General features: G+C 64.8%; 13 protein-coding genes. 4 read left to right on the top strand and 9 right to left on the bottom strand.

Annotated elements, in window-relative coordinates; translation table 11 throughout:
• Nucleotides 1-9: 9 nt before the first annotated feature.
• The 4 genes from nudC to B5D62_RS03125 form a co-directional block, all read right to left on the bottom strand.
• Complete coding sequence (gene nudC, locus B5D62_RS03140; RefSeq protein WP_085933498.1) at nucleotides 10-942, bottom strand: NAD(+) diphosphatase; 933 nt, start codon at nucleotides 940-942, stop codon at nucleotides 10-12.
• 94 nt (nucleotides 943-1,036) lie between these two features.
• On the bottom strand, nucleotides 1,037-1,396 hold the full coding sequence (locus tag B5D62_RS03135) for an endonuclease domain-containing protein (RefSeq protein WP_085932349.1): 360 nt from the start codon (nucleotides 1,394-1,396) through the stop codon (nucleotides 1,037-1,039).
• 283 nt (nucleotides 1,397-1,679) lie between these two features.
• Nucleotides 1,680-4,601, bottom strand: a complete 2,922-nt coding sequence (locus B5D62_RS03130; protein WP_085932348.1) for an FAD-binding and (Fe-S)-binding domain-containing protein — start codon at nucleotides 4,599-4,601, stop codon at nucleotides 1,680-1,682.
• Between the two features lie 53 nt (nucleotides 4,602-4,654).
• Complete coding sequence (locus B5D62_RS03125) at nucleotides 4,655-5,347, bottom strand: GntR family transcriptional regulator (RefSeq protein WP_085932347.1); 693 nt, start codon at nucleotides 5,345-5,347, stop codon at nucleotides 4,655-4,657.
• Between the two features lie 64 nt (nucleotides 5,348-5,411).
• On the opposite strand from B5D62_RS03125, the gene B5D62_RS03120 reads away from it, so the two are divergent.
• The gene (locus B5D62_RS03120; RefSeq protein ID WP_085932346.1) at nucleotides 5,412-6,605 is read left to right on the top strand and encodes a pyridoxal-phosphate-dependent aminotransferase family protein; all 1,194 of its coding nucleotides are present in this window, start codon (nucleotides 5,412-5,414) and stop codon (nucleotides 6,603-6,605) included.
• An 8-nt stretch (nucleotides 6,606-6,613) separates the two neighbouring features.
• Here B5D62_RS03120 and B5D62_RS03115 read toward each other — a convergent pair whose 3' ends face one another.
• The gene (locus B5D62_RS03115; RefSeq protein WP_085932345.1) at nucleotides 6,614-8,731 is read right to left on the bottom strand and encodes a glycosyl hydrolase family 28-related protein; all 2,118 of its coding nucleotides are present in this window, start codon (nucleotides 8,729-8,731) and stop codon (nucleotides 6,614-6,616) included.
• Nucleotides 8,732-9,046: 315 nt separating this feature from the next.
• Entirely contained in the window at nucleotides 9,047-9,937 is an 891-nt protein-coding gene (locus B5D62_RS03110; RefSeq protein WP_085932344.1) for a polysaccharide deacetylase family protein, read from the bottom strand.
• Nucleotides 9,938-10,037: 100 nt separating this feature from the next.
• Between B5D62_RS03110 and B5D62_RS03105 the strand changes: the two genes are divergently transcribed.
• From B5D62_RS03105 to B5D62_RS03095, 3 genes are read left to right on the top strand one after another with little or no spacing between them, the layout of a single operon-like run.
• Nucleotides 10,038-11,801, top strand: a complete 1,764-nt coding sequence (locus B5D62_RS03105) for an ABC transporter permease (RefSeq protein WP_218190920.1) — start codon at nucleotides 10,038-10,040, stop codon at nucleotides 11,799-11,801.
• Between the two features lie 35 nt (nucleotides 11,802-11,836).
• Nucleotides 11,837-12,865 carry an extracellular solute-binding protein gene (locus tag B5D62_RS03100; RefSeq protein WP_218190919.1) on the top strand — a complete coding sequence of 343 codons (1,029 nt, stop codon included), beginning with the start codon at nucleotides 11,837-11,839 and terminating at the stop codon, nucleotides 12,863-12,865.
• The gene (locus B5D62_RS03095; protein WP_085932343.1) at nucleotides 12,862-13,962 is read left to right on the top strand and encodes an ABC transporter ATP-binding protein; all 1,101 of its coding nucleotides are present in this window, start codon (nucleotides 12,862-12,864) and stop codon (nucleotides 13,960-13,962) included. Before B5D62_RS03100 ends, B5D62_RS03095 begins: the two co-directional genes overlap by 4 nt.
• Here the strand turns inward: B5D62_RS03095 and atzD are convergent.
• From atzD to B5D62_RS03080, 3 genes are read right to left on the bottom strand one after another with little or no spacing between them, the layout of a single operon-like run.
• Nucleotides 13,947-15,050, bottom strand: coding sequence for a cyanuric acid amidohydrolase (gene atzD / locus B5D62_RS03090; protein WP_085932342.1), 1,104 nt, complete (start codon nucleotides 15,048-15,050; stop codon nucleotides 13,947-13,949). The genes B5D62_RS03095 and atzD overlap by 16 nt on opposite strands.
• Nucleotides 15,047-15,889: an ABC transporter permease gene (locus B5D62_RS03085; protein ID WP_085932341.1), complete on the bottom strand. Its 843-nt coding sequence runs from the start codon at nucleotides 15,887-15,889 to the stop codon at nucleotides 15,047-15,049. Before B5D62_RS03085 ends, atzD begins: the two co-directional genes overlap by 4 nt.
• A gap of 1 nt (nucleotide 15,890) precedes the next feature.
• Nucleotides 15,891-16,745 carry an ABC transporter permease gene (locus B5D62_RS03080; protein WP_085932340.1) on the bottom strand — a complete coding sequence of 285 codons (855 nt, stop codon included), beginning with the start codon at nucleotides 16,743-16,745 and terminating at the stop codon, nucleotides 15,891-15,893.
• Nucleotides 16,746-16,850 lie beyond the last annotated feature (105 nt).

The raw sequence follows: 16,850 nt of genomic DNA, 5'->3' as shown, positions 1-16,850 counted from the left end.
GGAAAACTGTCAGCCGGAAATCGACGGGCCTGCCTCGTGCCCCAGCCACTCCTCGATCAGACGTCGAGCGATCGAGTCGCGCCGCGGCATGAAGAACGAGCCGTCCGTGGGCAAGTTCTCCGGCCGCAACTCCTCGCGGCTCATCCACCGCGCCGAGGCAAGCTCTTCCTCGTTGACCTCGAAGTCCAGCGACTCCGCCTCGGCATGGAAGCCGATCATCACGGATGCCGGGAACGGCCAGGGTTGGGAGGAGCGGTAGACGACGTTCCTCACCCGTACCTTGACCTCTTCGTAGACCTCGCGCGCCACGGCGTCCTCGAAGCTCTCGCCCGGTTCGACGAAGCCGGCCAAGGTCGAATGCATGCCGCGCGGGAACTGCTTGCCGCGCCCCAGCAGGCACTTGTCGCCATGATGCACCAGCATGATGACGGCCGGATCGGTGCGCGGGAAATGCTCGGCGCGACAGCCGTCGTTGGTGCAGATGCGGACGTGGCCCGCGCGCGCCACACGGGTGCTCGCGCCGCAGACACCGCAATAGCGATGACGGCGATGCCAGTAGGTCATGCCGCGGGCATAGGCCAGGATCGACCCTTCGCGGGCGAACAGAAGCGCGCCGACCTGGCGCAGATCGACGAACTCGCCGAGCTCGTTGAGGGGCGCATCCTTGCCGGTCACGTCGACGGCGAAATAAGGCGTGCCTTCGACATACCCCAGGAAGATGTGATGGTCGGCGACCTGGGCGATCGCCCGTCCCATCATTCCGTGCAGGAACACGGCTTCGGGATTGCCGCCGGCCTTGCTGACCAGGTTCCTTTCGGTATCGATCGGCACGAACCGCGCCTCGCCGGACGAGACCAGTTCGATGATCCTCTCTTCGTTCTCACGTTCATGGCTGGCGCGGTCGATCTCCGCGCTGGAGTAGGGATTTCGCGGGTTCTGCATCGCGCCGGACCGTGCCATAGCGCTGACGGGGCTGCAATGCTTTCACCTCCCCTCCCCAGCAACGCCGGGGAGGTGCCCCGGAGGGGCGGAGGGGTCAGAGACTCCAATCGAAGCGACCATCCATTTTCGCATCCCGAAGCGCTTCGCGGATTGTCTCGAGGACGCTGCCGGTGCGAAAGATCACATCCGGATTCCAGAATCTAAAGACACGGAAGCCATTTGATCTCAGAAACGCGTCGCGCTTTTCGTCATACCGCATTTGATCGGCATGCTGGCTGCCATCGAGCTCGATAGCGACTCCGGCCTCGAGACAAACAAAGTCGCAGATGAACGGTTTGATCTGATGCTGGCGACGGAACTTGAAGCCAGCCAACTGGCGTTTGCGGAGATGACGCCAGAGAATTCGCTCGGCCTCCGTGGCGTTGCTTCGGAGATGACGTGCAAAGTGCAGCACGCGGACATGTTAGCCTATTTATGAGAGTCTGTTCTCACGTAACTTCTACTAAAAATTGTGCATGGCACTTCCGACCCCTCCGGCCCTTCGGGCCACCTCCCCGCGCTGTGCGCAGGGAGGTAATGCCAACGATCGCTCGGGATGACGGAAGAAGCTTTGTTGGATTTGTTGGCGAAATTTCGACTGAAATACTACCTATAGTTGTTTTTTGAGGAGCGTCTGACCCCTCCGGCCCTACGGGCCACCTCCCCGCGCTGCGCGCAGGGAGGTGAAGAACAGGACGTTAGGCCAGCGCCTTCTCCAGGACCTGGGCGACGTGCAGGGCGTGGCGGGTGGTGCCGTCGGCGATCTGGTGGCGGCAGGAGGTGCCGTCGGCGACGATCAGCGTGTCGGCACCAGCCTTGCGGATTGTCGGCAGCAGCGACAGTTCGGCCATCGCGATCGAGGTATCGTAGTGCTCGGCCTCGTAGCCGAAGCTGCCGGCCATGCCGCAGCAGCTCGACTCGATCGGTTTGACGGCGAGATCGGGCACCAGCGTCAGCACCTCCTGCACCGCGCTCAGGACGCCGAAGGCCTTCTGATGGCAGTGACCATGCAGCAGCGCGGTCTTTTCCGGCAGCGGCTTCAGAGCGAGCGACAGGCGCCCCGCTTTCTTCTCGCGAGCCAGGAATTCCTCGAACAGGAAGGCGTTTTCGGCCGCCCGGCGCGCCGCCTCGCCCAATCCCAGCCCCTGCATCTCGTCGCGCAGGGTGAAGAGACATGACGGCTCGAGCCCGATCACCGGCAAGCCGCGGGCCACGAACGGAGCCAGCGCTTCCAGGAGACGCTCGGCTTCGTCGCGGGCCTTGTCGACCTGCCCGGTGGCCAGATAGGTACGGCCGCAGCAGAGGGCGCGTGCGCCGAGTTCAGGCCAGGCCACGGCGACGCGATGCCCGGCCGCCTCCAGCACACGGCGCGCGGCATGCAGGATCTCAGGCTCGAAATTGTTCGAGAAAGTGTCGGCGAAGATCACGACCGTCGCGTTCTCGGCATCGACAGCGGTGGTCGACAGGAAGGTATCGCCGCGCCAGCGCGGCAAGCGGCGTTCTTTGGCAAAGCCGATCAACGGCTGGATCAGTGAAGCGAGATTGAACAGCCATGGCAGGCGCCGCGCCCACGGCGCGATCGCCGGGAGATCGCCAATCACGCGGTCGCGCAGCGAGAGCCCCTTGCTCATGCGGCGTGCCGACTTCACCTCGATCTTCATGCGCGCCATGTCGACGCCCGTCGGGCAATCGCGCTTGCAGCCCTTGCAGCTGACGCAGAGATCCATGGCGGCGGCAACGGCATCCGAAAGAAGCGCATCGGATCCGAGCTGTCCCGACAGCGCGAGGCGCAACGTGTTGGCGCGGCCGCGGGTCAGATGCACCTCGTCGCGGGTGACGCGGAAGGACGGGCACATCGTGCCGGCGTCGAATTTCCGGCAGTGGCCGTTGTTGTTGCACATCTCGACGGCCTTGGCGAAGCCTCCGCTCGCATCGCCGCCCGTCCCCGCTGCCGTGAGATTTTCGGTGCGCGCATCGTTCTGCACGTTCCACGCCGACCAATCGAGCGCAGGCTTGTAGTCGATGTTCTTGTAGTCCGGCTTGAAGCGGAACAAAGAGCGATCGTCCATGCGCGTCGGCCGCACGATCTTGCCGGGATTCAGCCGGTTGTCGGGATCGAACAGTTCCTTGATCGACTCGAATGCCTTGGTGAGGCGCGGGCCGAACTGCCACGCCACCCATTCGGACCGGACGAGGCCGTCGCCATGCTCGCCGGAATAGGCGCCCTTGTATTCGCGCACGAGGGCGGAGGCTTCCTCGGCGATCGCGCGCATCTTGGCCGCGCCGTCGCGCCGCATGTCGAGGATGGGCCGCACATGCAGCGTGCCAACGCTCGCATGCGCATACCACGTGCCGCGCGTGCCGTGCTTCTCGAACACCTCGGTCAGGCGCTGGGTGTAGTTCGCGAGATGCTCGAGCGGCACCGCGCAATCCTCGATGAAGGAGACGGGTTTGCCGTCGCCCTTCATCGACATCATGATGTTGAGGCCGGCCTTGCGGACTTCCCACAGCGCCGCCTGCGGCCCGGGATCGGGCATCTCGACCACGCTGCCGGGCAGGCCGAGATCGGCCATCAGCTCGACCAGCCGCTTGAGGTCGCGCACCTGCGCCTCGCGCTCCTCGCCGGCGAACTCGACCAGCAGGATCGCCTCGGGCTTGCCGATCAGGGCGCGGTCGATCACCGGCCGGAAGGCAGGATTGGCGCGCGCCAGATCGATCATGGTGCGATCGACCAGTTCCACGGCCGTCGGCTTCAGCTTGACGATGTGCTGGGCGCTATCCATCGCCTTGTAGAAGCTCGGGAAGTTCACGACGCCGAGCGTCTTGTGCCGGGGCAGCGGCGAGAGCTTCAGCGTCAGTCGCTCAGTGACGGCCAGCGTACCTTCGCTGCCGACCAGCAAATGCGCCAGATTGACCGAATTGTCGGTCGTGTAGGGCCGCTCCGACTGCGGGAAGAAGATATCGAGATTGTAGCCGCCGACGCGCCGCAGCACCTTCGGATACATCCGCGCGATCTCGTCCTGCTCGGCGACGGCGAGGGCCGCGACCCTGTCGGCGATCGCGCGCACCGCCGGCTGCATGTCCTCCGGTCGCCGCGCATCGAAGCGCGCCCGCTTTCCGTCGGCCAGGATGGCGTCGAGGGCAGCGACGTTGTGCACCATGTTGCCGTAGCGGATCGAGCGGCTGCCGCAGGAATTGTTGCCGGCCATGCCGCCCAGCGTGCACTGCGCCGAGGTCGAGACGTCGACCGGATACCAGAGTCCGTGCGGCTTCAGCCAGGCATTGAGCTGGTCGAGCACGACGCCCGGCTGCACCGTCACCTCGGCGCGGTCCTTGTCGAAGCCGACGACGTTGCGCAGATGCTTCGAGAAATCGATCACCAGCGCCTCGCCGACCGTTTGGCCGCACTGGGAGGTGCCGGCGCCGCGCGGCAGGATCGCCGCCTTGGCGTCGCGCGCCACGTCCAGCGCGAGCGCCAGATCGGTCTCGTCCGTGGGGATGACGATGCCCACCGGCTCGATCTGATAGATCGAGGCATCGGTGGCATAGCGGCCGCGCGATGCGCGGTCGAACAGGACCTCGCCTTTGACGGTCCGGCGCAGGGTTTGTTCGAGGGACATCAGGCACACTCTGAATGAACGACAAGGAGGATGCGTCGAGTTGGGAACTGGTGTCAGGCGTTCGGGACGGCAGCGTCGCCGGACCCGGCGATCATGCTTTCCAGTACCGCCTGCCGCTTCGCTTTCAGATGGCGGATGAGGATGTCGCGCAGCCCCGCCCCATCGCGGACGGCCAGCGCCTCGATCATCTGGCGATGCTCGGCCACGGCCTGGTCCCACTTGGCGCGCACCAGGTTCGAGCGGAAGCGCAAGGCATGCAGGCGCGTGTTCAAGGTCTTGAAGGTCTGGGTCAGGATCGGGTTGCCGGCAATGCCGTTGATCCGCTCGTGGATCGCGCGGTTGACGCGATAATAGGTCGGCAGGTCGTGACGCTCATGCGCCTGCTCCATCTCCGCCTGCAGGGTCTGCAGCTCTTCGACGTCCTGGCCCGTCACACGGGCGGCGGCCAGTTCGCCCGACAGGCCCTCCAGCGCTGCCATCACCTCGAAGGCGTGCCTGACATCGTCCCGCGACAGGGCCACGACCTGGGCGCCGCGATTGGGGAGCTGCACGAGCAGCCCGTCCGCTGCCAGCATCCGGAAAGCTTCGCGCAGCGGCGTCCGGGAGACGCCCAGCCGCTCGCTCAGCTCCCGCTCGTTCAGGCGTGCCCCCGGCGCCAGTTCCCCCTCGATGATCAGGGTGCGCAGACGCTCCGCCGCCGCCTCGGGCAGGGTCAGACGCGCGATGGCAAAGGTCGATCCGTCCATGACTGGACTCAGTTTGGCATGTTGTATACAAAATGCAACCCAGCTCGGACGGAGGCCAGACAGCATGCGGCTCAATTCACATCCCAGTGGACGGCATTTCCTGCAAATTCCCGGCCCCACCAATGTTCCGGACCGCATTCTTCGCGCGATGGATCATCCGACGATCGATCACCGTGGCCCCGAGTTCAATGCCTTGGCCAAGAAAATCCTCCGCAGCGTTCGCCAAATATTCCAGACAAAACAGCCGGTTATCGTATTTCCTGCATCTGGTACGGGAGCTTGGGAAGCGGCCCTGGTCAATACCCTGTCGCCGGGCGACACGGTGCTGATGTGGGAGACCGGCCACTTCGCGTCTCTCTGGAAGAAGATGGCCGACAAGATTGGAATAAAAGCAGAATTCATGGGCGGCGACTGGCGTAAGCCAGCCGACCCGGCAGCCATCGAGGCCCGGCTCAAGGAAGATACGGGCCATACCATCAAGGCTGTCTGCATCGTCCACAACGAGACTTCGACCGGCGTCGTGAGCGACGTCAATGCCATCCGCCGAGCCATCGATTCGGCCCGGCATCCGGCCCTGCTGCTGGTCGACACGATCTCGTCGCTCGGCTCGATCGACTATCGTCACGATGCCTGGGGCGTGGATGTCACCGTCGCTGGCTCGCAGAAGGGCCTGATGCTGCCGCCGGGCCTCTCCTTCAATGCCGTCAGCGAGAAGGCTGTCGCCGCCTCCAAGACATCGAAGATGACCCGGTCGTTCTGGAGCTGGGACGAGATGCTGGCGAGCAACGCCAACGGCTGGTTCCCCTACACGCCCGCCACCAACATGCTCTATGGCCTCAACGAGGCCTGCGACATGCTGCTGGAGGAAGGGCTCGATGCCGTGTTCGCACGCCACGCCCGGCATGCCGAAGCGACCCGAGCCGCGGTGAAGGCCTGGGATCTCGAGATCCTGTGCAGCGACCCCAAGGCCTATTCCGGCTCGCTGACCGCGATCGTCCTACCCGAAGGGCACGACGCCGATGCCCTCCGCAAGGTGGCGCTGGAGAACTTCAACCTGTCGCTCGGACAGGGCCTCAGCAAGGTCGCCGGCAAGGTCTTCCGCATCGGCCATCTCGGCGACTTCAACGACCTGATGCTGATGGGCACGCTCTCGGGCGTCGAGATGGCGCTCGGCCTCGCCAAGGTGCCGCACAAGTCCGGCGGCGCGCAGGCCGCCCTCACCTACCTGCGCGATACCGCGCCGGGCGCAGCGCATTAGCAAGACGGTCAGGATCCGCCAGACTTCGAGTTCCACAAGCGGCTCCGGACAGCCGAGCCCGCCGCGACGGGCAGATCGACGATCCTGCGCCACAACGCCTTGCGCCACGGCCTGGGCACATCGTTCGTCTTCGGAGTTGCCCCAATAGGGACCGCCCCCGCCGCCTGCCGATTCGTAGGCACTCCCAACGAGCGGGCGGGCCGCTGATGAGAAGCGGCTCGCGACGATCGAGATGTGTGTTCCGCGCCCAGCTCAACGTTGCCCAATTCACGCCACTCCGCGACGCCACGCCCGCCCGCCACGACGCAGACCCACCCCATCGGGTCCGCTCGGCCCATCCTTGGAAAGAAGAAGACGTCTCCGACCGAACCGGCCGCGGCTGGTTTACGATCTGCGGTTCCCCGGATATTCCAGAACGCCTCCACGGTAGACGCGGCGCCCTCCTCGACAACTGCCCCAAGACCAACTTCCATCTGGATGTGGTTGTCCAGGACCGTCCATTTTCCAGTTTGGATCCTTACAGGTTCCAGCTTACTTGCCATGAAGTTGCTCAGGATCGCGCCGCCCACAAGGGGGAAGCCGCAGTCATGAACAAACACGGCATGTCCGCCGGCCGCATCCAACCTGTTGCCGAATATCCGCACGCCCTGGGCATTCTTGACATAGAGAGCCGCCAGAGTAGTCGATGTATCTCGCCCGTATTGTCGTATTCGGTTCTGCGAGATGTCACACCCTCGGACATGCGCGTCGGATAGCGCTATACCGAGAGCCTCCGCCTGAATATCGTTGTTGATGACGGCTATGTCCTCGAGGTTTCCGGACATGCCGTACAAGCCCTGATGCACGGACCGCATGTGGTTGCCGGAAATCATGACGGATTTGAGCGTATCGTCCGACGCGCCGTATCCGTTCAGAGCGATGCCGGTGTGGGAACCCTCGATGAAGTTGTTCGAAAGAATCACATCGGACCATGCATTGACGAGGATGCCCGCTGCAAGGCCCTTGCCGTTGGTGTGCCGGATAATGTTTCCGGTGACGACCGTACGCCTCCCGCGCTTGTCGGAATTGGTCTTTCCGCCGGTCCAGTTGAAGACGATGCCAGAATGGTTGCCGTCGGTATTTATAACGACATTCGAAATGATCATGTCCTCGTAAGTCTCGTCGAGGTCCTGCTGAATGCCGCCAGTCTTCAGCTCTATGCCGCCATTTCCACATCTCGATATGACGCCATTTGAGACGATGAATTCGCGAGCCCAGCCGCAGATCAGATCTATTCCTTCCTGCCAGTTGAAGGGGTCTGGATGCAGGCTCGCGCAATCCTCAATGAGGAACTCCGTGATGATGAACTTCTCGGTGGGACGGGTCGCCTCGGAATACAGTGCCGTCTTCACGCCCCCATAGAGCCCGATCCCTTTGGCAATCAAGCCGCGGACAACGACTCTTTGCACTTCCTTATAGACGGCGAGCGCGTGGAACCGACACTTGTGGAAGCGCACCCGGTCAATAAAGACATCGGTGACCATGCCGATCACGCAACCGTGCTGGCCTCCGACAAAGTCCACGTCGGTAATGGTAAGCCGATCCACCAGCTCATCCGCGCTGCCACCAGCGCGAAGGAGGCATTCCGGGCCCACCGAGGTATGAAAATCCTGGTAGATTCGACCGCGAAACGTGATGTCGCGGATCTCGATCCTGGGCGCACTGGCAAAGAGCAAATCCTGCAGGATGTGCTCTCGGTCATATACAATCTCGGCATGATGCCCCCGCAACAGGCAAGACCGCCGCAGCCGCAGCCCGATCGCGCTGTAGGATCCCGGCGGAAAGATTACCTCGTCGGCAAAGGGAGCGTCGAAAGCCGCTTGGATTGCAGCGCTATCGTCAGTCAAGCCATCGCCGACGGCGCCGAACTGCTTCACGTTTACTGAGCGTGACGCGATCTCCCACCATGATCCATCGTGACTTCTAAAACTGCCGCCATGGTTCGGCTCATCCTTGCAACGTCGATAGGTGGCACCACCACCGTCGCCGGGCGAGCCAAAACCCTTGGTCTCGATACAAAGCAACTGATCCGGAAATGTCCGTCGCTGAGCGGCATTCAGTGTGGATACGAACTCAAAATCCTCCATGAAAGGCCCCCCTGTTCGCTAGGCGTGAGCTTTCAACAGGTTGTCCATCCGGCGCCGGCCGAGAAAGCTGGTATCATCAACATTGTCCTCGGGGGGGGGCCGAACGGACATCCGCAAGAATGCCCGCCTGACAGCGCTCGGTCGAGACCGCCCGATCGGCGCCGTTCTCGGTGAGCAAACGCCGAATGCCGTTGGTGATTCCATAGGCGTTTGCCCTCACCCCCTCCAAAAGGAAATAGGTCAAATGCCTTGAGTTGGAGGCTTGGCCGGCATGCAGGACCGCAGCCGCCATCGTCCCATGATGGGGTCCGGAACCTAAGGCACGATCCCTGCCGGCAACGCCTCGCAGTGGCGGGCGATGGCGCCCGGCGTGGTCAGCCAGATCGAGTCCTGGCGCGTCAGGATGTGCTGCAGGGCTCGCCGCAGATGCTTCAACCGATGCGGCTGGCCGACGATGTAGGCGTGGAGCGCCACGCCCATCACCAGCGGGCGCTCGCGGGACAGCTGCAGCATCTCGTCGAACTGGTCGACGATCGTGTCGGCGAAATCGGCGGCGCCCATCTTGCGGCCGACGATGGCCGGAATGTCGTTCAGTTCCTGCGGATAGGGCACCGCCATGATCCGCTTGCCACCGCGGCATCTGAACCAGATCGGCTGGTCATCCATGCACCAGTCGAGGAGATAGCGGTACCCGGCCTCGGCCAGCAGGTCCGGCGTGAGATGGCTGTGCGAGATCCACGGGCCGAGCCAGCCGTCGGGGCGTCGCCCCTCCTCCTTGGCCAGGCGCTCCGTCGCCTCGGCGATCAAGGCGCGTTCCTCGCCTTCCGTAAGCGTGCCCTGACGCTCCGCATTGGTGCGGCCATGGCCCACGATCTCGTCGCCACGGGCGCGATGGGCCGCCACGAGGGCCGGCGCATAATCGTACATCGCGCTGTTCACCAGCGCCGCCATCGGCAGCTTCAGGGCATCGAAGGCGTCGTGCAGATACCAGGCGCCGACCCGGTTGCCGTAATCCCGCCAGGCGAAGTTCAGGACGTCCGGCTGCGGCCCGCCCGGAGCCAACTCGGCCCCCAGCCCCTCGCCGAAGGAGAAGTGCTCCAGGTTGAGCGCGAAGTAGACGGCGAGTCGCTGTCCATTGGGCCAGGCGTAGGGTGTGCGGCCGCGCAGCGGGACATAGTCATAGCGATCGTGGTGTCGAAGTTTCATCACCGGAACGTAGCCTCGGCGATCATGATCGGCTACGGTGCAGTCCAAATGAACAAGCGCCGGCCCGGCAAAAAGAGGCTGGCCCGCATGGGAGGACTTCGTGACGGCGACGCAGGCGGCTGCCCTGCCCGACTCCGTGGAGACCGTGCGCCCGCCACGTAGGCTGGCGGCGCCGCTCTGGGTCGGTGCGCTTCTTCTGATCCTGACCTTCCTCGTTGCCTATCCGTTGCTGATGCTGATCTTCGGCGCGCTGAGCGATTCCAATCCGGTGGTCGACGGCTTCGGCGCCTTCCGGCCGTCGATCGCGCATTTCGTCGAGGTGCTGGAGAACGAGAACGTCCATCTCGCCTTCGTCAACGCCCTCGCCGCCTGCGGTGGCGGCACTGCCCTGGCGGTGGTGATCGGACTCTTCTTCTCCTGGATCGTCGTGCGCACCAACACGCCCTTCAAGGGCTTCATCGCCGGCGCCAGCATGATCCCGCTGTTCGTGCCGCCGCTTGTCGCGGGCGTCGCCTGGGGCATCCTGGGCTCGCCGAAGACCGGCCTGCTCAACACCGCGCTGAAGTGGCTGGGTATCGACTTCCGCTTCGACTTCTATTCCATGACCGGCCTGATCGCCGTGTTCGGGATGTATTATGCGCCGTACGTCTACATGTTCACGGCCTCGGCGCTGCGCAACATGGATCCGAGCCTCGAGGAGGCATCCGAGGTATCCGGCGCCTCGGCCTTCACGACGCTCTTCACCGTCACCTTCCCGCTGATCGCGCCTGCCATCCTGGCCGGCTCGCTGCTCTCCTTCGTCGTCATGCTGGGCATCTACGGCATTCCCGCCGCACTCGGCGCGCCAGCCAACATAAACGTGCTGACGACCTACATCTTCAAGCTCACGGCCTGGAGCCCGCCGCTCTACAACACCGCCGCGGCGGTCGCGATCCTGCTGATGATCGTCACGGCGATCCTGGTCTGGGCGCAGCAGCGCGTGCTGAGCGGACGCAGCTTCGCCACCGTGGCCGGCAAGGCATTCCGGCCGCGCAGCCTCAATCTCGGCAGCTGGCGTTGGTTCACCTTCGGGCTGGCGCTGGTCTATCTCGTCATCGTCGTCGTGCTGCCGACGCTCGCGCTGGTGATCGCTGCCTTCCGCAAGTTCCTGTTCATCAAGGACTTCGACGCGCTGTTCGATATGCGCGCCTACAGCCTCACCCATTTCAACGCCGTGTTCGACAATCCGCTGACGATGCTGTCGATCTGGAACACGCTCAAGGTCGGCGTCATCACCGCCGTGCTGGGCGGCGCGCTCGCCTTCGCCATCGGTTACACGGTGAACCGCACGCATGTGGCGGGGCGCCGCGTCATCGACCTGCTCGCCACCGTGCCCGTCGCCATTCCTGGCCTGGTCGTGGGCGTGGCCTATCTGTGGGCCTGGATCGGCCTGCCAGGAGGTCTCTACGGCACGATCTGGATCCTGGCGCTCGCCTTCATCGCCCGCTTCATGCCGGACACGGTCAAGGCGCTCTCGACGTCGTTCCTGCAGATCCACAAGGAGCTCGAGGAGGCGGCCTGGATCTGCGGCCGCGGCATCCTGAGCACCATTGCCACGATCGTGCTGCCGCTGGCACGACCCGGCGTGGTCGCGGCAATGACGCTGCTGTTCGTGCTGGCGATCCGCGAGCTCGGCTCGTCGCTGTTCCTCTACACCAGCGACACCACCGTGATGGCCGTGCTGCTGCTCGACTATTACGAGGGCGGCAATACCGGCAAGACCGCCGCCTTCAGCCTGGTGCAGACCCTGATTCTCGCGGTGCTGCTCGGCCTCACCCATTGGCTATCGCGCGGTGCCGCCCAGGGCGGCGGCCGCGTCGGCTGACCAAACAACAAATCGAAAGCAGGAGGGAACGGATCATGAAGCGCAGAACCCTGATGGCCGGCCTTGCCGGCGCGGCGGCAAGCTGGACCTTGCCGGCACGCGCCGCTGACGAGGATTTCGGCGGCAAGGAGTTGATCGCGGCGGCGGAGAAGGAAGGCGCGATCACCTACTACACGGCCAACTTCGCCGAGGTCGAGCAGGAGGTCATCAAGGCCTTCAACAAGCGCTTCCCCAAGATCAAGGTGGCGATGGTGCGGGCCCCGGGCGGTCAGCTCATCACGCGGATCAAGACCGAGGCGGCAGCCGGCAAGCTCGCCGCCGACGTCATCAACCATTCGGACCGCGGGCTGATGCTGGAGCTGGTCGATCTGTTCCAGGATTACGCGCCGCCCAATGCCGTCGATTACCGGCCCGACGCCATGGTCTCGCCCAAGCTATGGCCTGGCGCGACGCTCGGCTGGTGTATCGCCTACAACACGCAGCTTGTGAAGAACGCGCCCAAGACCTGGATGGATCTCACCAAGCCGGAATACAAGGGCAAGCAGATCGGCCAGGTGGTGGGGCCATCGGGCGGCACCACCTGGACCCGCGTCATGTTCGAGCGCCAGGTGCTGGGCGACGATTACTGGAAGAAGCAGGCCGAGCTCGGCATCGCGCTCTATCCGTCCGGCGCCCCGACCTCGGACGCGCTGGTGCGCGGCGAGATCTCGATCGCGCCGCTGCTCTACAACATCATCTACACCAAGATCGTCGAAGGCGCGCCGGCCGAGGCGATCTTCGCGCCCGAGGGTGTGCCGATCGTGCCCTATTCCGACGGCATTCCCAAGACCTCCAGGAGTCCCAACGCCGCCAAGCTGTTCATGAACTGGCGCCTGTCCCGGGAAGGCCAGAAGTTCCAGATCGAGAAACTCGGCAACATCACCTCCATGAAGGATCCGCCGGCGCTGCCCAAGGGCTGGGACCCCAAGGTCATCAAGGTGTGGGTGCCGAAGTTCGACGAGTTCGAGAAGCTGCGCGATGCGTGGCTGGACGAATGGAACAAGACCTACGGGTATCGCCAGTGAGTGCAGCGCTGCTCATCGAGGATCTGGTCAAGAAGTTCGGTACTGGCCGACCGGCCGTCGACGGCGTGAGCTTCGACGTGCCGGCCGGCGAGATCGTCGTGCTGCTGGGGCCGTCGGGCTGTGGCAAGACCACGACCCTGCGCTGCGTCGCGGGGCTCGAGCATCCGACCGGCGGGCGCATCTCGATCGCCGGCCGCGTGGTGTCGGAGCCGGAACGCGGGCTGCTGGTCAGTCCGCGCGAACGCGACATCGGCATGGTGTTCCAGTCCTACGCCGTGTGGCCGCACATGACGGTGCGGCAGAACGTGGCCTATCCGCTCAAGCACCGTCGCAAGGCGAACGGCGACATCAACGCCAAGGTCAGGGAGACGCTCGAGCTGGTCGGGCTCGGCGACTATGCCGAACGTCCCGTGACCTCCCTGTCCGGCGGGCAGATGCAGCGCGTGGCGCTGGCCCGCAGCCTGGTCTATCGCCCGCAACTGCTGCTGCTCGACGAGCCGCTGTCGAACCTCGATGCCAAGCTGCGCGTCCATCTGCGCGACGAACTGCGCCGCATCCTGAAGCAGACCGGTATGACCGGCCTCTATGTCACGCACGATCAGACCGAGGCCGTCGTTCTGGGGGACCGCATCGGCGTGATGCGCAACGGCAAGCTGCTGCAGATGGCGCCACCCGGCGAGATCTACAACCGGCCCGCGGATGCCTTCGTCGCCAACTTCACCGGCGCCTCCAACGTGCTGCTGGGCAAGGTGTTGGGCCGCACGGGCGAGACGGCGACGATCGATCTCGGTGCTGCCGGGCGTATCGAGGCCTGGACGCCGCAGCCCCTCTCGGCTGGCGATACGGCACGCGTCGCGTTGCGGGCCGAGAACGTGCGGCTCGGCGAGCGCGGCGACCGCAACGTCTTCTCCGGCCGCGTCCTGGAGTGCCGCTACCAGGGTATGCAGACCGTCTACGATCTCGACCTCGGCGGCCAGCGCCTCGAGGCGCTCGAACTCGGCACCGCCGCGCGCCACCACGCCAACGGTGACATCGCCCTCACCCTGCCCCCCGAAACCTGCTGGGCCTACCGCGACGACGGTCACGCCGCGGATTGACGGCTCCTTCCGGCATCGCGGGCGTGGCCGATGATCGCGACCGGGCCGCCGCCGGCCGGGCCCTGGTGCTCGGCGCCGCCGGAGACGTAGAGCATGGTGTCGCCGATCACGCCGGCCAGAACGCCGCCCACCAGAGCGCGGGCATGGCGGGTCGAATGGATATCGCTGTCGTCGAGCATGGTGTGACGCCGGCCGCGGATAGTGCCGGATGGTGCGGCTTCCGCCTTGGCGAGGACCGCAACGATGCCGTCCTCGCCGATCCCCAAGCGCTGCAGGGTGCGCCGGACGGCATGCGCGTCGATGGCATCGGTCATGACGTCGTGATCGATCACGAGGTCGCCGCCCCAGCCTGGCGCGTTGCCCAGCACGACGATTTCATTGCGCAGCAGTTCGACGCCGGCCGACGCGCTGGCCACGCGCGAGAACAGCGACCAGTCGCGACAGACGGCGGCCTCCGGCGCGGTGTCGATCTCGCCGAGGGCGCGGGCGACGCCCAGCGCCGACGCGCCGCGCGACAAGGCCATCGAATGATAGGTGTCGGCGGTCGTCGTCACGGCTCCCCGGCCCGCCGCCTCCTCGATGCGCTCCTTGGTCAGCAGCGGACACTTGATCTGCACGAAGTGCACGTCGGCCGCCGAAGCGATGCCGGCATCGGCCATCGCCTCGCGCACCGCCTCGGCGGTGGCCTCGATCTGTCCGGCGCGGCCGATCTCCTCGGGGCGGAACGCGCGCGTGAGGCCGATGCCGATGGCGAGCCGCGGCGCTGCGGCCGCTTCACCCGTTGTCTCGCGACAAAAAACCAGCATGTGCGGCGACAGCCCGCCCTCGGTGCCGCCCGACATCACGATCGCGACGCGACGCTCGATGTCCGACAAGGGGCAGCTCAATCGCTCGGCCAGCAGCAGCTTAAGCGCCAGCGTGGCATAGCCGCGGGTGAAATCGTTGACGCAGCCATTGCCTTCAGTCTTGCCGACGATGGCCACGACGGTCGCGGGATCGATATCGCCGCGATCGATAGCCTCCGCCAGCGGCGCGGTATCCTGTGGTCCGGCCGTCGCCAGCCGCAGCACCCCCGCCCGCCGTGTCATGCCGCCTTGCCGGCGTCGCTGCCGTGCCGCTCCCTGCGCCGCCGCATCCAGGTGAAGGAAACGAGCGCGATGGCGATGACCAGGAACGACAGGCCCGTGGTCACGCTGCCGAGCGCGTAGAGCACCGGCGTCGTGACGTTGGTGGTCATGCCGTAGATCTCGAGGGGCAGGGTGTTGAAGTTGCCGGCCGTGTAGAGGCTGCGCGCATACTCGTCATAGGACAGGGTGAAGCCAAACAGCCCGACGCCGATCAGGCTCGGCGCGACGATCGGAATGATGACATGCCGCACGGTCTGCCATGGCGTGGCGCCGAGATCGCGCGCCGCCTCCTCGTAGCGCCGATCGAAGCGATTGAAGACCGCGAACATGATCAGCAGGCCGAACGGCAAGGTCCAGGTGAGATGGGCGCCGAAGGCGGAGCTGTACCAGGCCGGATCGATCTCCAGCACGCGGAACAGCAGGCCGATGCCGAGGCTGATCAGGATCGACGGCACGATCAGGCTGGCGATCGCCAGGTAGAAGATCAGGTTCGAGCCGAGGAAGCGACGCCGGAACGCCAGGCCGGCCGAGAAGGAGAACACCACGGTGACGATCATCACTGCGACGCCGAGGATCAGCGAGCGCCGTAGCGCACCGCCGAAGTCGCCCACCATCTGCGGCTCGAACAGGTTCGCGAACCAGTGCAGCGAGAAGCCGTTCATCGGAAAGGTCAGCTGCCCCGCGGGCCCCTGGAACGACAGAATCAGGATGGTGATGGTCGGCCCATAGAGGAACAGCACGAACAGCGTGAAGAACGCCGCCAGCAGCCAGAATACGGGACCGCGCTTGCCGTGGGTCACGTCACAGCTCCTTGCGGATATCGACCAGCCGCATCATCGCCGCCACGATCATCAGCACGACGATCAGCAGGATCACCGCATTGGCGGCGGCGGCAGGGTACTGCAGCAGCGACATCGCATTGGCCATCATCAGCGCCACCGAGGCGCTGAGGCCGCCGCTCATCATGCGCACCGTCACGAAGTCGCCCATGACGATGGTGACGACGAAGATCGAACCGATGGCGATGCCGGGCTTGCACAGCGGCAGGATGACATTGACCAGCGTCTGCCAGCCCGTCGCGCCGGCATCGAGCGCGGCTTCCAGCAGACTGCGGTCGATGCGCATCATCGAGTTGAAGATCGGCACCACCATGAACAGCGTGTAGAGGTGCACATAGACCAGCACGACCGAGAAGTTCGAGTAGAGCAGGAACTCGAGCGGCTCATGGATCAGCCCGAGTTGCATCAGCGTCATGTTGGCGAGTCCGTTGCGTCCCAGGAACGGGATCCACGAGATCATGCGGATGACGTTGGAGGTCCAGAACGGGATGGTGCAGACCAGGAACAGCACCGTCTGCAAGGTCGTCGACCGGACGTAGAAGGCGAGGAAATAGGCGATCGTGAAGCCGATCAGGAAGGTGATCAGCCAGGTGATGGCGGCGAACTCGATGGTCTGGAGATAGGTCTGCCAGGTGACCGGCGAGGTCAGCAGCTCCTCGTAGTTCTGGCGCAGGAAGGCCGGAATGATCTGCGTGGTGTTGTAGTCGAAGAAGCTCACCACCACGATCGTGGCGATGGGAATCACCAGGAACACCAGGAACACCAGCGCCAGCGGCGTAACCTGCAGATAGGGGGCCCAGTAAGCTGCGCGTTTCATCTCGTTTCATGCCCCCTCTCCCCCGCCAGGGGGAGAGGTTGGGTGAGGGGGAAGCACTGATCTCTCCCCCTCACCTAGCCTCTCCCCCAAGGGGGAGAGGAACAT

It is taken from the genome of Enhydrobacter aerosaccus (genome assembly GCF_900167455.1).
Classification (GTDB): Bacteria; Pseudomonadota; Alphaproteobacteria; order Reyranellales; family Reyranellaceae; genus Reyranella; species Reyranella aerosaccus.
The sequence above is the reverse complement of the archived record's forward strand: the minus strand, read 5'-3'. Positions and strand labels throughout refer to the sequence as shown.

Bases quoted from the DNA above. Each gene is read 5' to 3' on its own strand.
- atzD (WP_085932342.1), bottom strand. From the start codon at position 15,050: ATGACACGGCGGGCGGGGGTGCTGCGGCTGGCGACGGCCGGACCACAG.
- B5D62_RS03125 (WP_085932347.1), bottom strand. From the start codon at position 5,347: ATGGACGGATCGACCTTTGCCATCGCGCGTCTGACCCTGCCCGAGGCG.
- B5D62_RS03120 (WP_085932346.1), top strand. From the start codon at position 5,412: ATGCGGCTCAATTCACATCCCAGTGGACGGCATTTCCTGCAAATTCCC.
- B5D62_RS03115 (WP_085932345.1), bottom strand. From the start codon at position 8,731: ATGGAGGATTTTGAGTTCGTATCCACACTGAATGCCGCTCAGCGACGG.
- nudC (WP_085933498.1), bottom strand. From the start codon at position 942: ATGCAGAACCCGCGAAATCCCTACTCCAGCGCGGAGATCGACCGCGCC.
- B5D62_RS03130 (WP_085932348.1), bottom strand. From the start codon at position 4,601: ATGTCCCTCGAACAAACCCTGCGCCGGACCGTCAAAGGCGAGGTCCTG.
- B5D62_RS03100 (WP_218190919.1), top strand. From the start codon at position 11,837: ATGAAGCGCAGAACCCTGATGGCCGGCCTTGCCGGCGCGGCGGCAAGC.
- B5D62_RS03110 (WP_085932344.1), bottom strand. From the start codon at position 9,937: ATGAAACTTCGACACCACGATCGCTATGACTATGTCCCGCTGCGCGGC.
- B5D62_RS03080 (WP_085932340.1), bottom strand. From the start codon at position 16,745: ATGAAACGCGCAGCTTACTGGGCCCCCTATCTGCAGGTTACGCCGCTG.